The organism is Halorubrum sp. CGM5_25_10-8B, assembly GCF_005435095.1.
Lineage (GTDB): Archaea > Halobacteriota > Halobacteria > Halobacteriales > Haloferacaceae > Halorubrum > Halorubrum ezzemoulense.
Genome location: NZ_SGTY01000002.1, coordinates 79,543 through 105,622, shown reverse-complemented (window position 1 = coordinate 105,622; position 26,080 = coordinate 79,543). Strand labels below are relative to the sequence as shown.

Genomic DNA, 26,080 nt, shown 5'->3' with positions numbered 1-26,080 from the left:
CCCCTACTCCGGTCGGTCGACCCTAAGGGTCCGGTACAGTTCGGACTCGATCCGCTCGACGTACTCCTCGAGCGTCTCCTCGAACGTCTCGTCGTCGACCGCGACGGCGCCGCGGATGCGCTCGCGCGGGTTCTCCGGGAGCTCGACGCGGAACTCGCCGTCCTCGTAGAACGGCTCCGACTCGTTGAGCACGGTCTGGTCGATGCCGTGGATCAGCTCCGAGTCGTACCGGTCGTTCATCTGGTTGAACGCGTTCTTGTACGCCCGCTGGAGCTCGTTGAAGTAGTGCGCGTACTTGTCCTCGAACTTCTCCGGGTCGAACTCGTCGGCCATGTCGCCAGCGAGGGCTCGGCGGGAAAAAAGCCGGTCGATCGCCCCCGAGACGCCGAAACGGGGGCCCCCTCGAACTCGCGGCTCGGGGAGAGATTCGAACGTGGCCGACAAGATAAATTATATGTCGCGATATAGAATTTGATCGGCGCCGGTCACCGGGTCCGAAGCGAGAGTCACGACTCGGCGGCCGACAGCGAGAGGCTCGAACGGCGGGCGACGGCGGAGCGACGCACCGCCGGCCCGCGTTCGGCGGGGGCAGAGTCAGAGAGAAAACCGGGAGCGCGGCGATCGGGTTACTCGAGATCGAAGCGGTCGAGCTTCATGATCTCGCTCCACGTCGCGGCGAAGTCCTCGACGAACTTCTCCTCGTCGCTGGCGTACACGTCCGCGATGGTCCGGAGTCGCGCGTTCGAGCCGAAGATGAGGTCGGCGCGCGTCGCCTCCCACGCGACCTCACCGGTGTTGCGGTCGCGGATCTCGTAGACGTCCTCGTCTTCGGTGACCGCGTCCCACTCGTACTCCATGTCGAGCAGATTCGCGAAGAAGTCGTTGGTGAGCGCGCCGGGCTCGTCGGTGAAGACCCCGCGGTCGGAATCGCCGTACGTCGCGCCGAGCGCGCGCAGACCGCCGGCCAGAACGGTCATCTCGCTGGCGGTCAGGTTCAGCAGGTCCGCCTTGTCGACCATGAGGTCCTCGACCGGCTCGTCGGCGTCGCCGAGGTAGTTACGGAAGCCGTCGGCCTCCGGCTCGAGCGCCTCGAAGGAGTCGACGTCGGTCTGCTCCGCCGTCGCGTCGACGCGGCCGGGCTCGAACGGCACCTTGACGTCGTAGCCCGCGTCGGCCGCGGCCCGCTCGACGGCCGCCGTCCCACCGAGCACGATGAGGTCGGCGAGCGAGACGCGGACGTCGTCGTCGCGCGACTCGTTGAACTCGGTCTGGATCTCCTCGAGCGTCGAGAGGACGTCAGCGAGCGCCTCGGGCTCGTTGGCCTCCCAACTTCGCTGCGGTTCGAGGCGGATGCGGGCGCCGTTGGCACCGCCGCGCTTGTCGCTGTCGCGGTAGGTGGACGCCGCCGCCCACGCAGTCTTGACGAGTTCGCCGGTCGACAGGCCGGACTCGAGGAGCGCGTCCGTGAGCTCGGCGACCTCCGCGTCGCCGATGGCCTCGTAGTCGGCCTCGGGCAGGGGGTCCTGCCAGATCATCGTCTCTTCCGGGACCTCGGGGCCGAGGAACCGCTCCGGCGGGCCCATGTCGCGGTGGATGAGCTTGTACCACGCCTTCGCGAACGTCTCCTGGAACTCTTCGGGGTCGTCGCGGAACTCCTCTAAGACGGCCCGGAAGTCGTCGTCGTGCTTCAGGGCGACGTCCGTCGTGAGCATCATCACGTCCTCCTTGTCGTCGGGGTCCGCGACGCCGGGCGCGGCGTCGTCGAGCTCGTCGTTCTCCGTTGTCCACTGCCACGCGCCGCCGGGACCCTTCTCCGGCTCCCAGTCGTAGGTGAGCAGGTTGTTGACGTAGCTCATGTCCCAGACGGTCGGGGTGGCGTTCCACGGCCCCTCGATGCCGCTGGTGATCGCGTCGGGGCCCATCCCCTCGCCGAACTCGTTGTCCCAGCCGAGTCCCTGGAGGTCGATGGGGGCGTCCTCGGGCTCCGGACCGAGGTTGTCGCCGTCGTCGGCGCCGTGGACCTTGCCGAAGGTGTGGCCGCCGGCGATGAGGGCGACGGTCTCCTTGTCGTTCATCGCCATGCGGCTGAACGACTGGCGGATGTTCTTCGCGGACCCTTCGAGGTCGGGCTCGCCGTTCGGCCCCTCGGGGTTCACGTAAATGAGGCCCATCACGGTGTTGCCGAGCGGCGCCTTGAGGTCGCCCTCCTCGTCGAAGCGCTCCTCGGAGGTCGTCTCGAACTCGCTCTCGGGGCCCCAGTCGACCGCGTCGTCGCCCCGGAAGTCGTCCTCGCGCCCGCCCGCGAAGCCGAACGTCTCGAAGCCCATCGACTCGAGCGCGACGTTGCCGGCGAGGACGATGAGGTCCGCCCACGAGAGCTTCTCGCCGTACTCCGTCTTCACTGGCTCCAGCAGCCGCCGGGCCTTGTCGAGGTTCACGTTGTCCGGCCAGCTGCTGATCGGGGGGAGGCGCTGGTGGCCGCCGGCGGCGCCGCCGCGGCCGTCGAGCGAGCGGTACGTGCCGGCGCTGTGCCACGCCATCCGGATGAACAGCGGCCCGTAGTGGCCGTAGTCGGCGGGCCACCACTCCTTCGAGTCGGTCATCACGTCTTCGAGGTCGGACTTGACCGCCTCGAGGTCGAGCTCCTCGAACGCCTCGGCGTAGTCGAACTCCTCGCCGTAGGGACCGATGTCGGCGGAGTTCTGATCGAGCAACTCCAGGTCCAACTGGTCCGGCCACCACTCTTGGGTGTTACTAGCCATCAAAAAATAGTCGCCCTTCTTTACGGATAATATTGTCTAATACGAGGAGACAATAATCGATATAACGGAGAGTTTCTATCGAGAAACTGAAGTTCTGTTTTCCGATCTGCGAAGTCGGCGTCGTGGACCGCAGCGGCGCTCCGCATGGCGTGCTCCGCCGAGAAGTGAGTGGCGACCCCGCTACGGATCAAGAAGTCGACAGTTCGATAATCATGTGTGAGAGTTCCACCCGAGGGAGGCGGGCGCGTCCGTTCGCCTCGCGGCCACTTCTGACTCCGCGCGGGAGCGTCGAGTCGCCGACGGCGCCGACCCGGGGTCTCGAAGACGGGCCGCTCAGCGGTTCAGCGTGTGGATCGCCTGCCCGCGAGCGTTCTCCGCGGCCTCCATCACCGCCTCCGCGAGCGTCGGGTGGGTGTGGACGGTGGCGGCCACGTCTTCGAGGGTCGCGCCCATCTCGACCGCGAGCGCGACCTCCGCGATCAGCTCCGACGCCTCGGGTCCGACGATCTGCCCGCCGAGGACGAATCCGGTCTCCTCGTCGGCGATGATCCGGGCGAACCCCTCGGTGTGGCCGGTCGTCATCGCCCGGCCGGAGGCGTTGAACGGCATCTCGCCGACGACGGGATCGAAGCCGGCGTCCTCGGCCTCGGCCTCGGTCATCCCGACCGTCCCGATCTCGGGGTCGGTGAACACCGCGGCGGGGACGGCCTGTCGGTCGAGCGCGGCGGGTTCACCGGCGATCACCTCGGCGGCGACGATCCCCTCGTTCGAGGCCGCGTGCGCGAGCATCGGGTCGCCCGCGACGTCGCCGACGGCGTGGATGTGCTCGACCGCCGTGCGCGTGCGATCGTCCGTCTCGATGAAGCCGCGGTCGTCCGTCTCGATACCGGCGTTCGCTACGTCGAGGCCGTCGGTGACGGGCTGACGGCCGACCGCGACGAGGATCTTGTCGACGCCGTACGTCGACTCCTCGCTGTCCTCCGTCTCGGTGTGGAGGAGGTACCCGCCGTCGGGCGCCTCCGACCACTCGCTCGCGCCCTCGCCGAAGTTGAACTCGACGCCGATCTCCGCGGCGCGCTCCCGGACGATCCGCTTCACGTCGTCCTCGTAGGGGTCGAGGATGTCGTCGAGCATCTCGACGACCGTCACGTCGGCCCCGAGCTTGGCGTACGTCGTCGCCAACTCCATCCCGATGTAGCCGCCGCCGACGATCCCGAGCCGGTCCGGGACGGTGTCGGCGTCGAGCGCGTCGGCGGAGCTCCAAACGTGGTCCTCGGCGAACTCGAAGCCGGGGATCTGGATCGGACGCGAGCCGGTCGCGACGACCGCGTGTTCGAACGAGAGCGTCTCAGAGCCCTGCCCGTCGCCGCCGTGCGCGACGCGGACGGTGTCCTCGCCGACGAACGAGGCGGTCCCTTCGATCAGGTTCACGCCGTTCGCCTTACAGAGCTTCTCGACGCCGCCGGTGAGCCGGTCGACGACGCCGTCTTTCCACTCGATCATCTTCCCCATGTCGACGGCGGGGTCCGCGTGGACGCCCATGAACTCCGCGTTGCCGGCCTCGTGGGCGAGCCCGCTCCCCGTGATCAGCGCCTTCGAGGGGATACAGCCGCGGTTGAGACAGGCGCCGCCGTAGGCGTCCTTCTCGACGAGGGTCGTGTCGAGCCCCTCCTGTGCGGCGCGGATGGCGGCGACGTAGCCGCCCGGCCCCGCGCCGATGACCAGTACCTCCGTTCCCGTGGTGACATCTCCGACGACCATTATTCGTTGAGTAACAGCAGGGGGTTTTCCAAGTGTTCCATGACGGTGTTCGCGAACTCGGCCGCGACCGCGCCGTCGACGACGCGGTGGTCGATCGATAAGGACAACGGGAGCGTCGGCGCCGGGACGACCGTCGAGTCGTCCGAGTCGTCGAGGAACTCGGACTCGACGTCCGCGTGGTCGCGGACGACAGGGCGCTCCTCGATGGCCCCGAGCCCGAGGATCGCCGTCTCGGGGTAGTTGATGATCGGCGTGGCGTACTCGCCGCCGATCGCGCCGAAGTTGGTGATAGAGAAGGTCCCGCCCTGCATCTCCGCGGGCTTGAGCTTCCGCTCTCGGGCGCGCGAGGCGAGGTCGTTCACCGCGTCGGCCAGCTCGAAGAGCCCCTTCTCGTCGACGTTCTCGACGACGGGAACCATGAGACCCGCGTCGGTCGCGACCGCGATGCCGAGGTTGTACTCGCTTTTCAACACGATCTCCTCGTCGTCCTCCCGGAGCTCGCTGTTGAGGTACGGGTACTCCTTCAGCCCGGCGACGATGGCCTTCATCACGAACGGCATGTAGGTGAGCTTCACCCCCTCGGCCTCGGCCTTCGGCTTCAGCTCCTCGCGGGCCTCCACGAGCGCGTCGACCTCGGCGGTGTCGTGGTGGGTGACGTGCGGCGCCGTGAACTTTGAGCGCTCCATCTGCTTGCCGATGGTGCGCCTGACGCCGCGGTACGGGACGGTCTCGTCGCCCGACGCGGGAGCGCTCGTCTCGGACGCGTCGCCGGCGGTCACGGCGGGCTCCGTGCCCGCGCCCGTCTCGACCGGTTCCGGCTCGGGCGTCGACGCGGGCGACTCCAGCGCGTCGGCGTACGCGTTCACGGCCTCGGCCGTGACGAACGCCTCGCCGTCCCGGGTCTGGTCGGTCGGCACGTCGTCGATGTCCACGTCGCGGTCGCGCGCGGCCTTCCGCGTGGCGGGCGTCGCGAGCGTCGTCTCCCGGCCCGCGGGGTCGGGCCCGCCGGCGGGCGTCGCCGGGGCGTCGGCGGAGCCGTCGTCGGCACCGCGCTTGCTGACCGCGGACTTCCGCCCGTCGGAGCCGGTATCGGTCGGCGTCGGCGCGGGACGGGGTTCGGGGCCGTCGTCCGGGCCGCCCGCGTCGGCGGCCCCGGCGTCGCCCTCGGCGTGGGCGCGCACGTCGGCCTCGGTGACGCGGCCGCCGGGGCCGCTCCCGTCGACGGCCGCGACGTCGACGCCGAGCTCGCGGGCGAGCCGGCGGGCCGACGGCGGCGCGAAGGTGCGTCCGGCGGGCGTGTCGGGCTCGGCGTCGGCCGCCTCGGTGGTCGGCTCCGACGCCGACTCGTCGGGCGAGTCGGGCTCCGGCTCCGGTTCGGCCTCCGCGTCGTCGCCGGCGGCCGCCTCGCCGTCCTCGTCGACGCGGAACGAGATGATCACGTCGCCGACGGGGACCATCTCCCCCTCCTCGGCGAACAGCTCCTCGACGACGCCGTCGTAGCTCGACGGCACCTCGACGAGCGCCTTGTCGGTCTCGACCTCGGCGACGGGCTGGTCCTCCTCGACGCGGTCGCCGGGCGCGACCAGCCAGCTGACGAGTTCGCCCTCCGCGACGCCCTCGCCGACGTCGGGCAGTTTGAACTCCTCGACCGTCATTCGTCGCCCCCCTCGGCGGTCGGGCGTCTCCCCTCTGCCGTCGTGCGCCGGTCCTCGGCGTTCATGGGTGTACCTCTGCCGGACATCTTAAAATTCGACCGCCTCCAAGATTCCGTCCTCGATGCGGGCGGCGGACGGGAGGTAGTAGTCCTCCAGCGCGTACAGCGGGTACGGCACGTCGAAGCCGGTGACGCGGCCGATCGGCGCCTCCTGGTACAGCAGCGCCTCCTCCTGAAGGATCGCCGTGATCTCGCCCGCGAGCCCGCCGGTCTTGGGGGCCTCGTGAACGACGACCGCGCGACCGGTCTTCTCGAACGCCTCGACGACCGCCTCGCGGTCGAGCGGGGAAATCGTGCGGAGGTCGACGACCTCGCACTCGATCCCCTCCTCCCCGAGCGTCTCGGCGGCCTCCAGCGTGGGGCGAGTCATCGCGCCGTAGGTGAAGACGGCTACGTCGTCGCCCTCGCGGCGCGTGGCCGCCTCGCCGATGGGGACCGTGTACGGCTCCTCGGGGACCTCCTCGCGGAACGCCCGGTAGATCAGCTTCGGTTCGAGGAATATCACCGGGTCGGGGTCGCGGATCGACGCCGCGAGCAGCCCCTTCGCCTCGTACGGCGTGGAGGGGATGACGACCTTCAGCCCGGCCTCGTGGGCGTAGAACGCCTCCTTCGACTCGGAGTGGTGTTCGGGCGCGCGGATCCCGCCGCCGTAGGGGGCACGTAGCGTCATGGGGAGCGTGAACCGCCCGCGGCTGCGGGTCCGGAACCGCGCCATGTGCGAGACGATCTGGTCGAAGCCGGGGTACATGAACCCGGAGAACTGGATCTCCGGGACCGGTCGCATCCCCATGGCGGCCATCCCGACCGCGGTGCCGACGATGCCCGACTCGGCCAGCGGCGTGTCGATCACCCGGTCGCCGCCGAACTCGTCGAACAGGCCCTCGGTCGCGCGGAAGACGCCGCCGTTCTTCCCGACGTCTTGCCCCATCACGACGACGTCGTCGTCCTCGCGCAGTTCGGTGTGTAGTCCGTCTCGTATCGCCTGTACCAGCGTGAGGTTCTGTGTCTCGGTCATTTACTCCTCCAGGAACGCCGCGTCGCCGCGCTCGTCGCGCAGGGCGGCGAACTCCTCGTACTGCCGCTCCAGCTCGGGCGGAAGCTCCGCGTACGCGTGTTCGAACAGCTCGCGCGGGTCGGGGCGCGCCATCGATTCAGCCTCGTCTATCGCGTCCGCGACCCGGGCCTCGACCGTCGACTCGATCTCCGCGACGCGCTCGTCGTCGAGGACCCCTTCGTCCCGGAGGTACGACTCCAGCCGGTCGATGGGGTCCTTCCGCTTCCAGCGCTCGACCTCGTCGTCGTCGCGGTAGACGGTCGGGTCGTCGGCGGTCGTGTGCGCGCCGAACCGGTACTGGACCGCCTCGATCAGCGTCGGCCGCGGCCGGTCGGTCTCGGGGTCGCGCGCCTTCTCTAAGGCCGCTTCCGTGACGCTGTACACCGCCAGCGGGTCCATGCCGTCGACCTGAACGCCGTCGATCCCGTACGCCTCCGCCTTCTGCGCCAGGGTCGCGCTCCGGGTCTGGCGCTCTCGCGGAACGGAGATCGCCCACTGGTTGTTGTTACAGAAGAAGACGGTCGGCGTGTCGAACACGCCGGCGAAGTTGATTCCCTCGTGGAAGTCGCCCTCGCTCGTCGCGCCGTCGCCGAAGTAGCAGACGAACGCGTCGTCCTCGCCGCGGAGCTTCGAGGCCCACGCGGCGCCCGTCGCGTGGGGGATCTGCGACGCGATGGGGACGGCGACCGGGAAGACGTTGACGTCCGTCGGCGCGTTGTTGCCGTCCTCGTGACCCATCCAGTAGAGCAGGGTCTGTTTCAGCGGGAGCCCGTGGACGAGGGCGGCGCCGTGTTCGCGGTACGACGGGACCATCCAGTCGTCGTCGTCGAGCGCGAACGCCGAGCCGATCTGGGCCCCCTCCTGGCCGGAGAGCGGGGGGTACGTCCCCATCCGCCCCTGTCGCTGGAGGCTCACCGCGCGGCCGTCGAAGTGACGCGCCAGCCGCATGTGCCTGTACATGTCGACGAGCGATTCGTCGTCGAGGTCCGGCACGTCGCCGACGACCTCGCCGTCCTCGTCGAGGACGCGAACCGTATCGTCGTACGCCCTATCGAACACGTTCACGGTCGAACCCACCTTCGCATGTAGGATCCCTTCACCGCCCGGGTAATATCGTTTTCGTAAATAATTTAGTATACTCAGAAATAGCGGCGTCGCTCTGAGAGACCGTCCATCAGACGGGTCGAGAATCGGACGTTTCTGAACAAACTCGGAGCATCACGGCAATATTTTCGCCAACATGGGCGGTTCAGCGGTTAGTAACGGACGAACAGGAAGGTTTTCGTCCGCGCGTCCGACCGTCATCGAAGTACGGTCCGAACGTCGCGGACGGTCGGAGCGGACGGCGCCGTAGCTCAACGGTGGACGGGTCTCTCCCGGATCGACGGAGCGGTGGAAATGGAAGGAATCGGCGGCTACCCGAGGCGGAAAGCGGGTTCGTCCGGCTCGCCGTCGAGGTCTTCGAGCTGGATTACGTCGTCGTCCTCGTCCTCGAGCTGCTCCCGGAGGTGATTGACGTACCGCTTGTGCTCTTCGAGCTGCTCCCGGAGGTGTTCGGCCTCGAGTTCCAGCCGCTCGTGCTCGCGGACGAAGCTCTTCGGAACCTCGACTTTCGGGGGAAACGGCTCGCCGTCGTCGCCCGCGTCGGCCAGTTCCGACTCCGGGACGACCCGGACCTGGCCGTCGTGGGCAACGAGCGCGTCCACGTAGTCTCGGAACACCGCCGACAGCGAGATGTCCCGCTCCTCGGCGATGTCGCGAAGGGCCTCGAACGCGTCCTCGTTGACGCGGAACGAGATGGTCTTGTTCTTGTTGCCCATCGCCCGAAACGTGGGCGCGCGGATCACTTAATGGTTTGTCAGACAGTCGCAAGAAACGGCGAAAAGTGAGTCGTTACGGGGTGACGCGCCCGATCGGTTCGTCGGGGCGGTCGGCCGTCGCCGGTCAGGGCTCGGGCGTCCCGGCCGGGTCCGGCTCGTCGCCGGCGTCGCCGGCGAGCTCGTCGCCGCTCTCGTCGAGGTCCTCTAACGCCGACAGCGCGGCGGCCTTGTACGTCTCGGGGTCGAGGTCGTACTCCTCGCGGGCCATTCGCGCGTACTCGTTGCCCTCGTCGTCGAACGCGGCGACGCGCTCGACGGTACGGCGGGCGGTCTCCGCGACCCAGCGGTCGCGGGTGGCGGCGTCGACCTCGGTGATCGACTCGGGACGGACGGACACTCGGACCGTGCCGTCGTCGGTCTCGTAGGTCCGGGGTTTCCCCACGACTGCGACGTAGGCCGGGGGCTCCAGGTCCCGGAGTTTGGAAGCGGCCTCGGGCTGGTACTGGCCGGCGTACACGAAGAACGTGCCCGTCGGGTCGACGATGCGACCGCGCCAGTACTCGCTGTCCTCGCCGACGTCCTCCTTCTCGGTGAGGGTGCCGACGAAGAACACGCGGTTCGAGGACTCGCCCGTCGGCAGCAGCGCGTAGACGGGGGCCCGCTCGTCGTCGGACTCGGTGAACGTGTAGCCGGCGTCGTTGAACTCGCTCGCGAACACGCGCCGGGCGACCTCTCGGGTGGGGGCTGACTGGCTCATTTCAAATCGACCTCGCTTCGATCAGCGCGCTTTCAACGTCGACGGTGCCGGGGTCCTCCATCTCGTCGACCAGGACGTACCGCCCGAAGGTCGGGCCGGTGACGCGGTAGTAGCGCCCGAGCACGTCCTCGCCCATCTCCTCGGCGACGACGGTGGTGTCGAGCGCGTCCATCGCCATGTCCTTGGCCTCCTCGAGGGTCATGCCGGTGAGATCCTCGGTGGCCTCGCGGTCGAAGATGACCTCGGTGACGGTCTCGCCGTCGTCGAGGACGCCCTTGATCCGCAGGTCGAACTCGCCCTCGACCTGGCCGTGCTCGGAGCAGCGCCCGTTCTGGAGGACGCGCGTACAGTCCTCCTCGGGGCAGCGCTTGATCAGCCCGGAGCCGGACTGGATGTCGACCAGCGCGCCCTCGACGGTGTCGGCGTTGTCGCCGACCTCGATCGCTTCGTCGATCTCGGTGATACCGGTCGTCCGGTTGAGCTTCACCGAGTAGCTCCCCTCGTACTCGTCGGTGACGACGTTCGAGAGCTCGTACGCCTGTCCCTCCGTCAGCTCGGGGAGGTCGGAGGTCTCGAAGGCGACGAACTTGATCGTGCCCGACTCGTCGCCGAGGAGCCCGACCTGCGAGATGGAGTCGCTGCGGGGCTCCCACAGGTCGACCAGCTCGACGCGCAGGTCCACCCACTGCTCGTCCTCGTCGATGTCGTTGACGAGGACCTCCTCGCTGCCGCCGCGGCCGAGCTCGTCGCGCTCCATCCCGGCGTCTTCGAGGTAGCTGTTGGTGACGCTCCGGCTCGCCTCGTCGAGCGGCACGCGGTACTCGTCGACGAGCGTCGTCAGGCGCTCCTCGACATTGTCGGGGTCGACGTCCGTGTGGTCCGAGAACTGTTCCGCTATCGCTTCCGCTTCCTGTCGCAGTTCGCTCATGGGGTGTCTCCGCCTCCGGTCTTGTTTCACTGGGAGGCGTACGGCCGTTGGTTCCTCACCGTATTAAAACGCCCGTGACCGCGGTGAAAGTGAACGTATCCGTCGAGAGCGCGCTTCTCTCCGGAGTTCTCCGGATCGGCGCCGGACTGACCGCGGATCAGATGCTCGGAAGACACCGGTGCGGCGGCGGCCGCGTCAGACGCGCGTCAGCCGTGCGCGGGCGCCGTTTCGAGTGGAACCGTCCCACGGTTTGCGGTAGCACGGAGGGAGACGAGCCGAACGGAGGAACGGGTGTTCGGGACCCTCACTCGTCGGCGTCGGGGAACGGCACCTCGATCAGGTCGCCGTCGTCGGGGAGCAGGCACTCGCCGTCGAACGCCTCGCGGGCGTCGCGGCGGATCGGGCGCGGGTCGGCGGCGTAGCGCGAGGAGATGTGGACCAAGGCGAGCCGCTTCGCGTCCGCGCGGTCGGCGATCGACCCCGCCTCGCCGCCGGTCGAGTGGGCCGTGTCGCGGGCGCGGTCGGCCATGTCGTCGGCGAAGGTGGCGTCGTGGATGAGCAGGTCGGCGTCCGCGGCCGCTTCGACCGTCGACTCGCGCGGGCGCGTGTCCGCGGTGTAGACAAGCTTCCGGCCCGGACGCGGCGGGCCGACGACCTGCTCCGGCTCGACGACCGTGCCGTCCTCGGCCTCGACCGGCTCGCCCCCGTGGAGGCGGCCGAACTTCGGCCCGACGGGGACGCCGAGCTCCTCCGCCTTCGGGCGGTCGAACCGGCCGGGGCGGTCGTCCTCCGCTAGGACGTACCCCTGCGAGACGGTGCGGTGTTCCGTCTCGAACGCGCGGATCTCGTACTCGTCGGTCTCGTGGGCGACCTCGCCGGGAGCGACCGGCTCGATCCGGATCGGGAAGGCGGGGTCGTGGCCGGCCGCGTGGACCAGGTCGTGGAGGTGCCCGCCGGTCCCCGGCGGGCAGTGGATCGCCAGCGGGTCGGTGCGGTCGTTGAATCCGAGCGTCTGGACGAGGCCGGGGATGCCGAGGACGTGGTCGCCGTGGAGGTGCGAGACGAACACGCGGTCGACGGCGAACCCGGTGCCGCTGCGCATCATCTCGCGCTGCGTGCCCTCGCCGCAGTCGAAGAGGAAGCGGTCGCCCTCGCGGTTGACGAAGACGGCGCTGGCCGCGCGCTCGACGGTGGGAACGGCGCCGCCCGTCCCGAGGAACGTGACGCGAAGAGACATGGCGACTCATCGGGTCGGCGGTTGTAAACCGGTGTCGATGCGGGGGAGGAGGGCGCCGGATCGGGCGGGCGGCCGATCGGTCGACACCCACATGAGTCCGGCCGCCCGAGAGCGACCATGCGAAAGCCGATCGCCGCCTTGGTCAGACAGGAGGGGTGGCGCGCGGAGGGCGCGGCCGCCCGCGTCCACTACGAGGGGGGCCGGGACCGGTACGGGGTGGAGTTTTACGCCGAGACGGGCCACGTCCTCTACTGGTCCGTCCCGACCGACGAAGACGAGGAGGGAACGGCGACGCCGGTCCCGCGGGACGGGGTGCCGGACCCGCTCCGGCGACGTGTGCGCGACGACCTCGACGAGGCCGGGATCGACACCGCCGTCGAGCGGCGCGAGCTCTGAGCCCGGCGCGCGGTCGGCGTGACCGAGGTCGCCGCGCGTGCCGGACTGACCGTCGGGTCGACCGCTGCGCCGACGCCGGTGACCGCGGTGGTTCCGGGAGAGATCACCCGATCGAACGGGTGTTACCGGCGTTTTCTGCCGACGTATTTCGGTTCGAAGGAAACCTATTTGCCCGCCTACCTGATACGAACTCGTGATGAGTGGCGTCGAATGGGAGGACGACGATCCCTTCGAGGAGCAGCGGGACAAGATAGAGAATCCGATGAAGCGGCTGTTCGTCGAGTACGGCCGCGACTACGTCCCGCAGGTGACCGTTGGGGTGTTCGCGAGCGTCTTCGCGCGGCTGCTCGACCTGCTCCCGCCGCTGATGCTCGGGATCGCCATCGACGCCGTGTTCTACGAGGACGCCCTGTTCAGCGAGCAGATCCCGCTCGTCGTCCTCCCCGACGCGTGGCTGCCGACGGGACAGACCGCGCAGTTCTGGTTCACCATCGCCGTCATCGGGGGCGCGTTCGGGATCGGGGCCGGGTTCCACTGGATCCGGAACTGGGGGTTCAACGCCTTCGCCCAGAACATCCAGCACGATGTCCGGACGGACACCTACGACAAGATGCAGCGGCTCAACATGGAGTTCTTTTCCGACAAGCAGACCGGAGAGATGATGTCGATCCTCTCGAACGACGTGAACCGGCTCGAACGGTTCCTCAACGACGGGATGAACTCCCTGTTCCGCCTGTCGGTGATGGTCGTCGGCATCGGCGTCCTCCTCTTCTGGATCAACTGGCAGCTCGCCTTAGTCGCGCTGCTGCCGGTGCCGATCATCGGCGGGTTCACCTACCTGTTCATCAGGATCATCCAGCCGAAGTACGCCGAGGTCCGCTCGTCGGTCGGGAAGATGAACTCCCGGCTGGAGAACAACCTCGGCGGCATCCAGGTGATCAAGTCGTCGAACACGGAGCCGTACGAGTCCGACCGCGTCGACGACGTGTCAATGGACTACTTCGACGCCAACTGGGACGCGATCACGACCCGGATCAAGTTCTTCCCGGGGCTCCGCGTGCTCGCCGGAGTCGGCTTCGTGGTGACGTTCATCATCGGCGGCCTCTGGGTGTTCCAGGAGACGCCGCCGGGACCGTTCACCGGCGAGCTCTCGGTGGGGATGTTCGTCGTCTTCATCCTCTACACCCAGCGGTTCATCTGGCCGATGGCGCAGTTCGGGCAGATCATCAACATGTACCAGCGCGCCCGTGCCTCCTCCGCGCGGATCTTCGGGCTGATGGACGAGCCGTCGAGGCTCGCCGAGGACCCGGGCGCGGAGGACCTGACGGTCGGCGACGGCGACGTGGTGTACGACGACGTCTCCTTCGGCTACGACGACGAGACGATCGTCGAGGACGTCGACTTCGCCGTCGAGGGCGGCGAGACGCTCGCGCTGGTCGGCCCGACCGGCGCGGGGAAGTCGACCGTGCTCAAGCTGCTCCTCCGGATGTACGACGTCGACGAGGGGTCGATCGAGATCGACGGACAGGACGTCCGCGACGTGACGCTCAAGTCGCTCCGTCGCTCGATCGGCTACGTCGGGCAGTCCTCGTACCTGTTCTACGGGACGGTCCGCGAGAACATCACCTACGGCACCTTCGACGCCACCGACGAGGAGGTCCGCGAGGCCGCCGAGGCCGCCGAAGCGCACGAGTTCATCCAGAACCTCCCCGACGGCTACGACACCATGGTCGGCGAGCGCGGCGTGAAGCTCTCCGGCGGGCAGCGCCAGCGCGTCACCATCGCGCGGGCGGTGCTCAAGGACCCGGACATCCTCATCCTCGACGAGGCGACCTCGGACGTCGACACGGAGACGGAGATGCTGATCCAGCGCTCGCTCGACCGGCTCACCGAGGAGCGGACGACGTTCGCGATCGCCCACCGGCTCTCGACGATCAAGGACGCAGACACGATCCTCGTGTTGGAGGGCGGGCAGATCGCCGAGCGGGGGACGCACGACGAGCTGCTCGACAACGACGGGCTGTACGCGCACCTCTGGGGCGTTCAGGCGGGCGAGATCGACGAGCTCCCGCAGGAGTTCATCGACCGCGCGCAGGAGCGCACGGCGCGGATAGTCGAAGAGGCCGATACCGACGACGACTGATCGGGGCCGCGCGCCGAGCGGAACGGGGCGGAGCTCGACCGAAGAGTCACCGCGGAAGCCGCGTCCACTCGTCGGCGGCCGCCTCCGGGGACGCGTCGGCGTGCCCGAGCGCATCGAGAACGGCCTCGCGGACCTCCGACGGATCCCGAAACTGCGTCTCCTCGCGCCCTTCGAGCAGCCCGTCGAGCCGCGCCGTCCTCGTCGGCGTCTCCAACGTCGCGGCGCCGTACTGCTCTATCAACTCCGCCGCGGTCACCGGATAGCGGTGTTCGCGGAGCGCCCGCTTCAGCGGGCCGAACGTCACGGCCGGAGCCGAGTCGTGTGTCCCCGTGTCGTGATCCGCGTTGTCACCGCTCATGGAGCCGCGATCCGCGGGAAGCGTCATAATACCCCGGGAGCGGCCGCGGGGCGAGCGCCCATGCCTCGCGAGCGGTCGACCGCCCCTGCGCCGCGGCGACCACCAGACGCCGACGGTGACCACTCGGCATCGGCGATGACCGCCGGCTATACGACGCCGGCCACCGAGGCATCGGTATGCGCCTCAGCGAGGTCACGTGGACCGACGTTCGCGACGCCGACGTCGACGTCGCGTTCCTCCCGGTCGGCAGCACGGAACAGCACGGGCCGCACGCCCCGCTCGGCACCGACGCGCTGAACGCCGTCGCGGTCGCGGAGGCGAGCGCGGACGCCTACGAGGAGACGGGAACGGACGACGAGGGGTCGGGCGGCGAGCCGGGAGCGGACCGCGGGGAGGTCGCGGTCGCGCCGCCGATCCCGGTCGGCGTCGCGGAGGAGCACCGCGCCTTCGACGGGACGATGTGGGTTTCCCCGGAGACGTTCCGGGCGTACGTCCGGGAGTCCGCGGAGTCGCTGGTCTCGCACGGGGTCGACCGCGTCGTGTTCGTCAACGGGCACGGGGGGAACGTCGAGGCGCTGGCGGAGGTCGCCCGCCGCTTCTCGCGCGACGACGCCCACGCGGGGTACGGGGTGGCGTTCACGTGGTTCGAGTCGGTCGGCGACCACGCGAGCGACATGGGTCACGCTGGCCCGCTGGAGACGGCGCTGCTGCGCGCGACGAATCCGGACTTGGTCCGCGAGGAGCGGGTCGACGATGCGAGCGCGGGCGCCGCCGACCGGTGGGGCGAGTGGGTGTCTGGGGTGAACCTCGCGCACGACTCTGCCGAGTTCACCGACAACGGCGTCGTCGGCGACCCGCGGGAGGGCGACGCCGAGCGGGGCGCGGTCCTGCTCGACCGCGCGAGCGCGGCGCTCGCGGCGCTGGCGGAAGCGGTCGCTGACCGGAAGTCGACGTAGGGCGCGGCCGGAGCGGAGGGTTACTCCTCGTCCGCCGCGTCCTGAAGCGCCCCGCGGATCGCGGGGACGGTGCCGGTGAGGGAGGCGACCTCGTCGGCGGCGCTCTCGATGTCGCCGACGAGCGATTCGAGCTCCTCGATCTCCGCTTTCAGGTCGGCGGCGTCCTCGAAGGCGTCGGCGCGCTCGCCGAGGACGTACGCCTTCTTCGCCGAGCGGACGCTGTCGACGGCGTCGCCGGCGTCGAGCGCGGATTTCAGTCCGTTGAGCGCGCCGAGGACGTTGTCCGCGTCCGTCTCCCACACCGCGTCCGGGTCCGGGAGTTCCTCGCGCGCCGCGGCGAGGTGATCTTCGACCTCCGCGCGGGTCTCCGCGGCCGCCTCGCCGAACAAGTCGTCGTCATCGAACGTGGACTGGCCCATACCGGACCCGTCTCGCCCGCGCCTTTTAAAAACGCGCCCGAAAGCGGAAGTGAAACCGACGGAGAGGACGGGTCGAGTGCCGGATCGGGCGGGTCTCGCGTTCAGTTTCGGTCGGCCGGCGGGCTCAGATGCGAACGAGCAGCTCGACAGCGATCAGCGTCACGAGGAGGACGAGAAGGCCAGCGAGGACCGCGAGCGTCCGGAGCTGATCGAGCACCGCGTCCGTCCCGGGCGTCGCCGCGAGGAGGGCGGGACGGTCGCGGAGACCGGACTCGCCGTCCGGGTCCGAGTCGCCGCTCGGGGAGCCGCCGGCGGGCGGGCCGGCGTCGGTCCGCGAGTTCGGGTCCGGCACGGGCGGGGGTTCGATCCGAATCCTCGTTAAACCGACTATGAGGCCACAATACCGGTATTGAGCGTTACGGAGATCGGTCTCGGTTCCACGACGCCTCCTCGAAGTCGACGATCCGCTCGCGGCGGTCGAGCGCGTCGATCCGGGCGAGTTCCTCGTCCGTCAGGTCGATCTCGCGGGCCGCCCAGTTGTCCTCGACGTGGCCGAAGTCGGCCGCCTTCGGGATCGGCGCGACGCGCTCCTTCGAGAGCAGCCACGCGAGGCTCACCTGGGCCGGGGTCGCGTCGTGGGCCGCGGCTATCTCTCGGAGGGCGTCGACCTCGGCGACGCGGTTGCGCGCGATCGGCGAGTAGGCGACGAGCCAGTGGTCGTGTTCGACGGCGTACTCGCGGAGCCGCTCCTGTTGAAGCAGGGGGTGACACTCCACCTGGTGGGCGAACACGTCGTGGTCGAGGCGGTCGAGCGCCTCGTCGAGTTCGTCGGGCTCGAAGTTCGAGAGCCCGATCCGATCTATCACCCCGTCGTCGACGAGGTCGTCGAGCGCGGGCAGCGTCTCCGCGGGCTCGTAGGTGTTGATCGGCCAGTGGACGTACAGCAGGTCGATCGAGTCGACACCAAGCCGGTCGCGGCTGGCGCGGGCGGTCTCGACCGCGTCGTCGTACGAGAGGTTGTCCGTCGAGAGCTTCGTCGCGACGAACAGGTCCTCGCGGTCGCGGTCGCTCCGGTCGATCCCGTCGCCGACCGAGGCCTCGTTGTCGTACCCCTGGGCGGTGTCGACGTGGCGGTAGCCGGTCTCGATCGCGTGGGCGACGCCGGCCGCGCACTCCTCGCCGGCGGCCAGCTTGTACGTCCCGTATCCGAGTCTGTCGAAGGCGGTCACCATGCGCGTCCGTGCGGGCGGCGACGCCCTCAACGTACCGGTCCCGGCGGATCGGGGTGTCAGGCCCGGCGGCCTCGCGCACGTGCTCGCTTTCTGCTCGCCGAGCCGCCGGTACCGCCCGACTCGACCGCGAGCAGAGTATCACTGGTAATATTCGGGGAGGAGTTATTATGACGATAGGATCTCTGCCGTTCGGTATACATGCAAGAGGGATCGGCCTCGGGCGTCCGATCGAGCTACGGTGCGAAGCTCGCTCTGTCGCTGATCGGGGTCATGGCGGTCTCAGTTTCGTACGGAGTCATCGTCTATCTACGCGCGGAGGGGACCGGCGCCGCGGGCGCCGAAGTGCGCTCCGGACTGATCGGGATGACGCTGTTGACGGTGATCGGGCTCGCGCTCATCGGCGTCACCGTCGGCTCGAACACGGTCATCTCCCTGCGGCAACTGACTGACAAGGCCGAGCGGATGGCCGAGGGAGAGCTCGACGTGCGGCTCGACACCGGGCGAACCGACGAGATCGGGCGGCTGTTCCACGCGTTCGACGAGATGCGCGGTTCGCTGCGCTCGGAGATCTCCGACGCCGAAGCGGCCCGCGAGGAGGCGGAACGAGCGCGACGGGAGGCCGACACGCGCGCCGAGACGGTCGAACACAAGGCGACCGAGTACGAGTCCGCCATGCGCGCGCTCGCCGACGGCGACCTGACGCGCCGGGTCGACCCCGAGAGCGACAACGAGGCGATGGCGCGGGTGGGCGCCGCGTTCAACGAGATGGCCGACGAGCTGGAGGGGACGGTCGCGTCCGTCGCGACCGTCGCCGAGGACACCGCCGACGTGGCCGGGACCGTCGACGACCGCACGGAGGACCTGCGGGCGACGACAGGGACCGTGAGCGAGGCGGTTGAGGAGATCGCCGAGGGCGCGCGCACCCAGCGCGACGACCTGCGGGCGGCGACCGACGAGGCCGAGAACCTCGCGTCCTCGGCCGAGGAGGTCGCCTCCACCGTCACCGACGTGGCGGAGACCGCGGAACACGCGGCGGAAGTCGGCGACGAGGGTCGCGAGGCCGCCGAGGAGGCGCTCGCGGAGATGGACGCGGTCGAGGAGACGACCGCGGAGACGACCGCGGAGGTCGAGGCGCTCGCCGCGGAGGTCGAGGAGATCGGCGAGGTGGTCGACACCATCTCGGAGATCGCCGAGCAGACGAACCTGCTCGCGCTGAACGCCTCCATCGAGGCGGCCCGCTCCGGGGCCGACGGCGCCGGCTTCGCGGTCGTCGCCGAGGAGGTGAAGGCGCTGGCCGAGGAGACCCAGGAGTCGGCGAGCGAGATCGAGGCCCGGATCCGCTCCGTCCAGGAGCGCGCGGAGACGGGCGCCGACGCGATGGCGCGTACGGAACAGCGGATCTCGGCCGGCGTCGACACGGTCGAGACCTCGATCGACGCCCTCGAACGCCTCGCGGAGGCCTCCGAGCGCACCGACGCGAGCATGACCGAGATTACCCGGACGACGGAGACGCAGGCCGACTCCGTCGACGCGGTGGTCGGCCACGTCGAGGACGTCTCCGCGATCAGCGCGCAGACGGCCAGCGCGGCCGGCGACGTCACCGGTGCGGTCGACGAGCAGGAGCGGACCCTCGGGGCGGTCGAGACCGCGGCCGGGTCGCTCTCCGACCGGGCGCTCGCGCTGCGCGACGCGGTCGACGACTTCGAGTTCGCGGCCGGCGACGGTCTCGGCGCCGCGGGCGACGGGACGGGCCGCGGCGCGGCGGCCGACGGCGCCACCGCCGTCCCCGACGGGGGAGGCGACGGCGACGGGAGCGAGTTTGACTTCTCGCGCGGCGGGGGCGACGACGCGCCCGCCGGGGAGGGGGTGAACTGAGATGCTCGTCGACACCACCGTCTGGGCGTGGATCGGCGCGCTCGCGATGGGCGCCGGAACGGTTCCCCCGCTGTGGGCGTGGCTCTCCGGATCGTCGGCGACCGACGAGTCGCACGGCGTCTACTACGGGACCCTCGCCGGCGTCACCGGCGTCGCGGCGCTCGCGTACCTCGCGATGGCGCTCGGCGTCGGCACGCTGTCGACGGCGGCCGGCGAGCTGGAGGTCGTCCGGTACGTCGACTGGCTCGTGACCACGCCGCTCATACTCCTCTACCTCGGGCTGCTCGCCCGCCCGTCCCGACGGGTGCTCACCGGGCTGATCGGCGTCGACGTGGTGGTCATCGCCGGCGGGGTCACCGCCGCCGCCACCGGCGGAGCGGTGTCGTGGGCCGCCTTCGCCGTCGGCGGAGCCGCGTACCTCGCGCTCGTCTACGGGCTGCTCGTCGCGCTCCCGGGGTCGGCATCGGCGGAGGGCGACCGGGTCCGCGCCGTCTTCGGCACGCTGCGGAACATCACCGTGGTGCTGTGGACGCTGTACCCGGTCGTGTGGCTGCTCGCGCCCACCGGCTTCGGCCTGCTGACGTCCGCGACGGAGATGCTCGTGTTCGTCTACCTCGACATCGTCTCGAAGGTCGGCTTCGTCGTCATCGCGGTCGCGGGCGCGGACGCGCTCGACCGCCTCGGCGCCGATGAGTTCGCCGCCGCCGACTCGGCGGCAGAGGAGCGGACGGCCGCCCTCGGCGACGACTGAGCCGCGGAGATTTTTCCTGCGTTACGCGTCGTCCGCGACGAGGTCCTCGTAGCGCGCGCCGGTCTGTTTCAGCGTCTCGGTCGAGTAGAGTCGCTCGTGGTCGAACGGGAGGTGGTCGGTCGCCAGCTCGTCGATCTTCGCGTCGACTGCCTCCGCCTCCCGACCGTGGATCATCGTGAACAGGTTGTACTCCCAGTCCTGGTCGGGGCGACGCGGGCGGTGGTAACAGAGCGTGACGTACGGGAAGCTGCCGACCGCCTCGCCGCGCTCGTCGAGTTCCTCGTCCGGCACGTCCCAAACCACCATACAGTTGTTCGTGAAGCCGGTGACGACGTGGTTGACGACGCAACCGATCCGCTTGATACAGCCGTCGCCGAGGAGGCGCTCGACCGCCGCGAGCACGTCGTCGACGGGCGCGTCGATCTCGTTCGCCACGTCGGCGTAGGGGGTCGCGGACAGCGGGAAGCCGTCCTGGATCGCCAAGAGGAGGTTCGCTTCGAGCGGGCTCAGGTCGCCGCGCGCGTCCTCGGAGATGCGGGTGGCGGAGACGTCGGTGTGGTCGAGCGACTCCCGCGCGAACCGGTCGGCGTTGACTACGGGGAACTCAAGGTCGATGTAGTAGTCCGTGAGCATCGGGAGCGCGAGTACCTCGCAGCCGGTTCGCTCCTCGATCTCCGCGAGGATCTCGTCGCGCTTCTCGCGGGAGCCCGCGGTGACGACGAACCACTGGTTCCACTCGTGGTCGCGGCGGTAGTTGTGGTTCACCTGCCGGTACCCGTTGATCACCTCGGCGACCTCGTCGAACCGGTCGTCCGGCGCGCGCACCGCCGCGAGCGTCGACGAGCCGATGACCGGCGGGTTGAGGACCGCGCCGAACCGGCGGAACACGCCGCGCTCGCGGAGGTCGCGGACGCGGTCGAGGAGGTCGTCGGCGTCGACCGCGACGCCCGTCTCGGCCGCGATCTCGCGGGCGACCCGCTCGAACGGACGGCGTTCGACGGGGAAGCCGCTCTGGTACTCGTCGATGAGGGCCGCGTCGACCGCGTCGAGGTCGGCCCGCCAGTCGGCGTCCAAACTCATTGGAAACGCTTGGGGCGGAGTGTACCTACGGGTTTCGGAGGGCGCCGACCGTCAGGGGGACACCACGTTCGGGGCGGAGCGTCGGTCGGGGTGGAGCGTCGGTCGGGGTGGAGCGTCGGTCGTCGGCGGGGGGCCTCGCCGGGCGTCGCGACGGTGATTCAGTCGTCGGCGGGGGCCTCGCCGGGCGTCGGCGCGAACGCCCGGGCGCTCTTCTCCAACTGCGCCGTCGAGCAGCCGCCGACGGTCGCGGCCTGTTCGAGCGTCAGCGTGCGGGACCGATACAGCGTGAGCGCGGTGGCGACGGATTTGGACGTCATCGGGTACGATCGCTAACTATCTGGACAAGCATATAACTCTAACGCTATTTTGACTCTGATACGGCACACTTACAGAGCAAGTTTAGCGCTTATTCACATATATTCTTACAGAACAAGACATTCGTTCATTTGTACTGTGTGGGTGAGTACCACAGATCGGGCGAGAGCGGTCGCGCCGTCCCGGCTCATCGCTCGCGCGCGGTGTTGCCGCGTCGAGTCGGAGGGCGGAGGCGGTCCCTCTCGTTCCCGCGGTGCGGGAGTCGAACGGGGGACTTTTCGTGCGAGAAGCCTAACGGAGCGTATGGCTCAGGCGACTCAGGAGTTCGGCGACTGGCCCCTCAAGCGGCTGATGACCGAGGTCTGCGGCTCCGGCCACAAGTCGGCCGACGACCTGACGCGCGCGCAGGCGACCGAGGCGTTCGAGCGCATCCTCGCGGGCGAGCCCGACCCGACGACGCTCGGGGCGTTCTGGCTCTCGAACCGCTGGAAGCGGAACACGGCCGAGGAGCTCGGCGCGTACGTCGACGTGATGTGCGACCGCGTCGAGTACGCCGAACCCGACGCCGACCCCGTCGACTGCGGCGCGAACTACGACGGGAAGGGACGGACAGCGATCCTCGGCGTTGCGGCGGGCGCGGTCGCGGCCGCCGCGGGCACTCCCGTCGTCGTCCACTCGGGCGACCGCGTGCCCACGCAGAAGCAGGACGCGTACAAACACGTCCTCGACGAGCTCGGCGTCCACACGGAGCTGACCCCCGCCGACTCAGCCGACATGGTCGACGAGACCGGCTTCGGCTTCTACTACCAGCCCGCGTTCAACCCCGCCATCGACGACCTGTTCGACCGGCGCGACCAGATGGGCGTCCGGTCGTTCGTCAACACCGTCGAGACGCTGGCGAACCCCGCCGGCGCGTCCGTCCACCTCGGCTCCTTCTACCACCTCGCGTTCGCGAAGAAGGTGGTCGACACGTTCGTCGAAAGCGAGTTCCACGACCTCGACCGCGTCCTGATGTTCCAGGGCATGGAGGGGTACGACGACGTACGCCCCGGCTACACCAAGGTCGCCGAGTGGGACGCGTCGGGCGACGACGGCGAGGGCAGCGAGGGCGCGTCCTTCGACGACTTCGAGATCGAGACCGCGGAGTACGGGATGGACCTCGAGGAAGACGACCTCGCGGTCGACGACGTCGCGACCGACTCCGCCGCGATCACCGAGGAGGTGCTGGCGGGCGAGCGAGACGGCGCCTTCGCGGACGCGGTCGCGGTCAACGCCGCGCTTCGGATCTACGCCGGCGGCGACGCCGACTCCATCGAGGAGGGTCTCGACGCCGCCCGCGAGGCCATCGACGACGGCTCCGCGCACGACGTGCTCGAAGCGATGCGGGAGTTCTGAAGGGGCGCGACGCGGGCGTTACAGTTCGCGGGCGGGCGCCGGGGGCATCGCCCGCTTGTGGGCGCTGCGCTCGTGGAGGTCGACCACGCGGTCGACGGCCTCTTCGGGCACGTCGAGTTCGCTGACCGTCGCCGACCGCGAGAGTCCGCCGTCGACGTGGACCGCGAGGATGGCGTCGACGGTGTCGTAGTCGAGCCCCATCTCCTCGGCGTCGGTCTGGCCCTCCCACATCCCCGCGGTCGGCTCCTGCATCACGAGGTCGCGGGGGACGCCGACGTGGGCGGCCAGCTGGCGCACCTGCTGTTTGTAGAGTTTGCCGATGGGGTTACAGTCGACCGCCTGGTCGCCGTACTTCGTGTAGTAGCCGGTCATCGCCTCGGCGCGGTTCCCGGTGCCGAGGACGACCCGGTTCTCGGCGTTAGCGACGAAGTAGTTCAACACGGCGCGGGTGCGGACGTAGACGTTCCCGGCCGCCATCTGGTCCGTCGCGGCCTCCGGGACCGCGTCGAAGAAGGCCTCCGCGATCGGCTGGATCTCGATCACGTCGTACTCGACGCCGAGGTCGTGGGCGACGCGCTCCGCGTCGCTCATCACGTCCGCGTCGTTCACCGCCGAGGGCATCGTGAGGCCGTGGAGGCCGTCCTCGCCGAGCGCCTCGACCGCGAGGTGGGCGGTGAGCGTCGAGTCGATACCGCCCGAGAGGCCGAGGACCGCCCCCTCGGCGCCCGCGTCGTCGACGACGTCGCGGATGAACGAGACGATGCGCTCGCGGGTCGCCGCAAGTTCGTCGTCCGAGAGGCGGAGGTCGAGCGGGGGGTCGTCCGACAGCAACACCGACTGCTCCGATGCGTGGCTCATACGTCTATTGAGGGGCCGCAGCGATTAATACCTCCGCGTTGGCCCCGTGAACTGGACGCGTGTCGGGTTCTGTCCGGTCGCCGGCGGACGCCCGGAGGGGTCGCCTACAACAGCCCCTCGCGCTCGGCGAGCAGGAGCCCTTCGAGCGTCGCGTCGTTCGTCGGGGGCTCCCGGGCGATGTCCAGCGCCTCGTCGACCGGGACCGCTCGCGGCGCGAGGAACTCGTTGCTGTCGTGGTCGACGTCGACCGGCTCCAACCCCTCGGCGAACACGTAGCCGCGCGTGTGGCGCAACACGCCCGTCGAACACCACACCTCCTGGAGCAGCGACGTCGAGGACGGCGCAAAGCCGGTCTCCTCGGCGAGTTCGCGCGCACCGGCCTCGGTGTAGGACTCGCCGGACTCGACGATTCCGGCCGGGAGCTCCAGCTGCGTGTTCCGCACGGTGGGCCGGTACTGCTCGACGAACAGCACCCGGTCGTCGGCGACCGCGACGATCACCGTCGCGGGCGACAGCTCCGCCCAGTAGTACTTCTTCGCCGTGCCGTCGGGCTGCTCGACGCGGTCGTAACCGCCGACGAACCACCCCTCGTCGTACTCGACGACGACCTCCTCCACCGGCCACTCGGGCTCGCCCGGCAGCGAGTGGTTGCGCCCGTCGGAGAACGCGGGGAGCTCGCGGAGGTCGGCGGCCGGCGCGTCGGCGCCGGCGGGTCCCTCGTCCGCGCCGGGCGCCCCGTCTTCGTCCGTCACGGGCGGACCACCTCGGCGTGGTACACCTCGCCGCCGCGGCGCACCCGCACGCCGGTCTCGGTCGAGGCGTTCGGCACCTGTTGGGTGAGCGCGTCGACCTCGTCGAACGGGGTGTGGGTGAACCACTCCTTCATCCCGTACGGCCCGGCCTGGTAGCCGTCGGAGCGCCCGTCAGGGCTCTCTATCGCACCGATCAGGTACGGGTACCGGCGGTCGGAGACGTTGTTCACGTCGGCGGCGGTGCCGTTCGTCTCGATCGGCTCGACGCTGAGGTAGTAGGGGTCGCCGCTCCCGAGGTAGCTCGGGAGCGCGCCGAGCGCGAGCAGCGCGACGACGACGAGAACGATGGCGATGAGGAGGTTCCGGGTGACCCGGCGCATGGTCGCCGTAGGGTCCCGCGGGGAATACCGGTTTCGGCCGACCGGACCGCGGTCGGCGGGACGCGACCGCGTGGGTGACGACTCGCGGTGACGCGACCGCGACGGCGGCGACTCACGGCGAGAGGGCGGCGACGCGTTTTAGCCCGAGGCCGCCCTGTTCGCGGTATGGAGTACCGGTTCGAGCTGGCGTTGTGCGCCGCGCTCGAATCGCCTGACCGGGTCGTCGCCCGCCAGCTCGGGGCGGGCGTCGAGACGCCCGGCGCGCGCATCGTCGATGTCTGTCTGCTGTCGCCGGGACCCGGCTTCGACGACCGCGCCGCGATCAGCGCCGAGCGGATCCCCGGTCCGGCCGTCGAGGCCGCGGTCGGCCCGGGCGAGGCCGTCCCCGTCGCCGACGCCTTCGACCTCCCGCCGGACCGGGCCGCAGCCGTCGTCGACCGCGCGGTCGAGGTCGGCTACCTCGAACGCGAGCGGCGGAACGGCCGGGAGGTCGTCCGCGCGACCGCGCGCTACCCGGACGACTGGGTGGGCGAGCTCGTCGCCGTCGAGAACAAGCCCGACCTCGGGACGCCGGGCGACCTGGAGGCGCAGCTCCGGTACGACGCCGCGCTCGGACTCTTCGACGAGGTGGTCCTCGCCACCGCCTCGTACGTCACCCGCGCGCACCTCAACCGGATCCCGGACGCGGTCGGGGTCTGGCGGTTCGACCCGGAGACGGGCGAGCGCGAGGTCGTCCGCGAGCCGACGCCGCTCGACCCGGCGGCGCCGGGCGTCGAGATCCGCGACGAGCGGCCCTCCCGCACGGACGTGGCGCTCGTCGGCCCCGAGGCGAAGGCCCGCAAGCGGCGGCGGGTCGCCGAGCGCGCCTACGGGAAGGGGTGGCGCCCCGAGCCGCCGGCGTGCGCGCACGGCGAGACGACCGCCGACGGGCGACCGCGCTGCGCGCACTTCGACCGCGTCGTCGACCCCGGCCGCGAGTGCGGAGGCGGGTGTCCCGCGTTCGAGGCGGCCGACCGGCCGGCGGCCGAGCGCGACGGCCTCCGCGACGAACGGACGGCGTGGGTCGCGGCTCCCGAGGGGGACGGCCCGCGCCGTCAGTCCGGGCTCTCACGGTATCTGTGAGAACGCTTATACGGC

At 69.9% G+C, this 26,080-nt stretch carries 26 protein-coding genes; 7 read left to right on the top strand and 19 right to left on the bottom strand.

The window, feature by feature from the left end; all coding sequences use genetic code 11:
- Positions 1–3: 3 nt before the first annotated feature.
- From EXE51_RS02115 to rnz, 10 genes are all read right to left on the bottom strand, one after another.
- Positions 4–333, bottom strand: a complete 330-nt coding sequence (locus EXE51_RS02115) for a DUF5783 family protein (protein WP_094593426.1) — start codon at positions 331–333, stop codon at positions 4–6.
- A gap of 293 nt (positions 334–626) precedes the next feature.
- Positions 627–2,762, bottom strand: coding sequence for a catalase/peroxidase HPI (gene katG, locus EXE51_RS02110; protein WP_137691953.1), 2,136 nt, complete (start codon positions 2,760–2,762; stop codon positions 627–629).
- A 333-nt stretch (positions 2,763–3,095) separates the two neighbouring features.
- Positions 3,096–4,523: a dihydrolipoyl dehydrogenase gene (gene lpdA / locus EXE51_RS02105; RefSeq protein WP_137691952.1), complete on the bottom strand. Its 1,428-nt coding sequence runs from the start codon at positions 4,521–4,523 to the stop codon at positions 3,096–3,098.
- Positions 4,523–6,178 carry a dihydrolipoamide acetyltransferase family protein gene (locus EXE51_RS02100; RefSeq protein WP_137691951.1) on the bottom strand — a complete coding sequence of 552 codons (1,656 nt, stop codon included), beginning with the start codon at positions 6,176–6,178 and terminating at the stop codon, positions 4,523–4,525. Before EXE51_RS02100 ends, lpdA begins: the two co-directional genes overlap by 1 nt.
- An 87-nt stretch (positions 6,179–6,265) precedes the next feature.
- Entirely contained in the window at positions 6,266–7,252 is a 987-nt protein-coding gene (locus tag EXE51_RS02095) for an alpha-ketoacid dehydrogenase subunit beta (protein ID WP_007345778.1), read from the bottom strand.
- The gene (pdhA, locus tag EXE51_RS02090) at positions 7,253–8,356 is read right to left on the bottom strand and encodes a pyruvate dehydrogenase (acetyl-transferring) E1 component subunit alpha (protein ID WP_049932323.1); all 1,104 of its coding nucleotides are present in this window, start codon (positions 8,354–8,356) and stop codon (positions 7,253–7,255) included.
- A 350-nt stretch (positions 8,357–8,706) separates the two neighbouring features.
- The gene (locus tag EXE51_RS02085) at positions 8,707–9,111 is read right to left on the bottom strand and encodes a CopG family transcriptional regulator (protein ID WP_049932250.1); all 405 of its coding nucleotides are present in this window, start codon (positions 9,109–9,111) and stop codon (positions 8,707–8,709) included.
- Between the two features lie 124 nt (positions 9,112–9,235).
- Positions 9,236–9,868: an RPA family protein gene (locus EXE51_RS02080; protein WP_049932248.1), complete on the bottom strand. Its 633-nt coding sequence runs from the start codon at positions 9,866–9,868 to the stop codon at positions 9,236–9,238.
- Between the two features lies 1 nt (position 9,869).
- Positions 9,870–10,796, bottom strand: a complete 927-nt coding sequence (locus EXE51_RS02075) for a replication factor A (RefSeq protein ID WP_137691950.1) — start codon at positions 10,794–10,796, stop codon at positions 9,870–9,872.
- Between the two features lie 304 nt (positions 10,797–11,100).
- On the bottom strand, positions 11,101–12,033 hold the full coding sequence (gene rnz, locus EXE51_RS02070) for a ribonuclease Z (protein ID WP_094593428.1): 933 nt from the start codon (positions 12,031–12,033) through the stop codon (positions 11,101–11,103).
- Between the two features lie 117 nt (positions 12,034–12,150).
- Here rnz and EXE51_RS02065 point away from each other — a divergent pair, with 117 nt between their 5' ends.
- On the top strand, positions 12,151–12,429 hold the full coding sequence (locus EXE51_RS02065) for a hypothetical protein (RefSeq protein ID WP_137691949.1): 279 nt from the start codon (positions 12,151–12,153) through the stop codon (positions 12,427–12,429).
- A 196-nt stretch (positions 12,430–12,625) separates the two neighbouring features.
- Positions 12,626–14,572, top strand: a complete 1,947-nt coding sequence (locus tag EXE51_RS02060) for an ABC transporter ATP-binding protein (protein WP_094495602.1) — start codon at positions 12,626–12,628, stop codon at positions 14,570–14,572.
- A 46-nt stretch (positions 14,573–14,618) separates the two neighbouring features.
- Here the strand turns inward: EXE51_RS02060 and EXE51_RS02055 are convergent, their stop codons facing one another.
- The gene (locus tag EXE51_RS02055; protein WP_137691948.1) at positions 14,619–14,930 is read right to left on the bottom strand and encodes a hypothetical protein; all 312 of its coding nucleotides are present in this window, start codon (positions 14,928–14,930) and stop codon (positions 14,619–14,621) included.
- 176 nt (positions 14,931–15,106) lie between these two features.
- Between EXE51_RS02055 and EXE51_RS02050 the strand changes: the two genes are divergently transcribed.
- Positions 15,107–15,886 carry a creatininase family protein gene (locus EXE51_RS02050; protein WP_086215299.1) on the top strand — a complete coding sequence of 260 codons (780 nt, stop codon included), beginning with the start codon at positions 15,107–15,109 and terminating at the stop codon, positions 15,884–15,886.
- A gap of 20 nt (positions 15,887–15,906) precedes the next feature.
- Here EXE51_RS02050 and EXE51_RS02045 read toward each other — a convergent pair whose 3' ends face one another.
- The 3 genes from EXE51_RS02045 to EXE51_RS02035 all read right to left on the bottom strand — a co-directional run bounded on the left by EXE51_RS02045 (position 15,907) and on the right by EXE51_RS02035 (position 17,537).
- On the bottom strand, positions 15,907–16,305 hold the full coding sequence (locus tag EXE51_RS02045) for a DUF5790 family protein (protein WP_049932236.1): 399 nt from the start codon (positions 16,303–16,305) through the stop codon (positions 15,907–15,909).
- A 124-nt stretch (positions 16,306–16,429) separates the two neighbouring features.
- A complete protein-coding gene (locus tag EXE51_RS02040; protein ID WP_137691947.1) occupies positions 16,430–16,657 on the bottom strand; it encodes a hypothetical protein in 228 nt (75 codons plus the stop codon).
- Between the two features lie 64 nt (positions 16,658–16,721).
- Positions 16,722–17,537 (bottom strand): aldo/keto reductase, encoded by an 816-nt coding sequence (locus tag EXE51_RS02035; RefSeq protein WP_094495605.1) that lies wholly within the window; start codon positions 17,535–17,537, stop codon positions 16,722–16,724.
- 198 nt (positions 17,538–17,735) lie between these two features.
- On the opposite strand from EXE51_RS02035, the gene EXE51_RS02030 reads away from it, so the two are divergent.
- Both EXE51_RS02030 and EXE51_RS02025 read left to right on the top strand, forming a co-directional pair.
- A complete protein-coding gene (locus tag EXE51_RS02030) occupies positions 17,736–19,412 on the top strand; it encodes a methyl-accepting chemotaxis protein (protein ID WP_094495606.1) in 1,677 nt (558 codons plus the stop codon).
- Between the two features lies 1 nt (position 19,413).
- A complete protein-coding gene (locus EXE51_RS02025; RefSeq protein WP_137691946.1) occupies positions 19,414–20,163 on the top strand; it encodes a bacteriorhodopsin in 750 nt (249 codons plus the stop codon).
- Between the two features lie 21 nt (positions 20,164–20,184).
- Here EXE51_RS02025 and EXE51_RS02020 read toward each other — a convergent pair whose 3' ends face one another.
- Positions 20,185–21,243 carry an Lrp/AsnC family transcriptional regulator gene (locus tag EXE51_RS02020; protein WP_137691945.1) on the bottom strand — a complete coding sequence of 353 codons (1,059 nt, stop codon included), beginning with the start codon at positions 21,241–21,243 and terminating at the stop codon, positions 20,185–20,187.
- Between the two features lie 158 nt (positions 21,244–21,401).
- Positions 21,402–21,560 carry a hypothetical protein gene (locus EXE51_RS17640; protein WP_167373093.1) on the bottom strand — a complete coding sequence of 53 codons (159 nt, stop codon included), beginning with the start codon at positions 21,558–21,560 and terminating at the stop codon, positions 21,402–21,404.
- Positions 21,561–21,861: 301 nt separating this feature from the next.
- Here EXE51_RS17640 and EXE51_RS02015 point away from each other — a divergent pair, with 301 nt between their 5' ends.
- A complete protein-coding gene (locus tag EXE51_RS02015) occupies positions 21,862–22,953 on the top strand; it encodes an anthranilate phosphoribosyltransferase (protein WP_049932227.1) in 1,092 nt (363 codons plus the stop codon).
- An 18-nt stretch (positions 22,954–22,971) separates the two neighbouring features.
- Here the strand turns inward: EXE51_RS02015 and EXE51_RS02010 are convergent, their stop codons facing one another.
- The 3 genes from EXE51_RS02010 to EXE51_RS02000 all read right to left on the bottom strand — a co-directional run bounded on the left by EXE51_RS02010 (position 22,972) and on the right by EXE51_RS02000 (position 24,943).
- Positions 22,972–23,811 (bottom strand): NAD+ synthase, encoded by an 840-nt coding sequence (locus EXE51_RS02010; protein ID WP_137691944.1) that lies wholly within the window; start codon positions 23,809–23,811, stop codon positions 22,972–22,974.
- 104 nt (positions 23,812–23,915) lie between these two features.
- Positions 23,916–24,563, bottom strand: coding sequence for an NUDIX hydrolase (locus EXE51_RS02005; RefSeq protein ID WP_094495609.1), 648 nt, complete (start codon positions 24,561–24,563; stop codon positions 23,916–23,918).
- Positions 24,560–24,943 carry a hypothetical protein gene (locus EXE51_RS02000; RefSeq protein WP_094520571.1) on the bottom strand — a complete coding sequence of 128 codons (384 nt, stop codon included), beginning with the start codon at positions 24,941–24,943 and terminating at the stop codon, positions 24,560–24,562. Before EXE51_RS02000 ends, EXE51_RS02005 begins: the two co-directional genes overlap by 4 nt.
- Before the next feature lie 165 nt (positions 24,944–25,108).
- Between EXE51_RS02000 and EXE51_RS01995 the strand changes: the two genes are divergently transcribed.
- Entirely contained in the window at positions 25,109–26,065 is a 957-nt protein-coding gene (locus EXE51_RS01995) for a DUF5787 family protein (RefSeq protein ID WP_137691943.1), read from the top strand.
- The last annotated feature ends 15 nt before the right edge of the window (positions 26,066–26,080 follow it).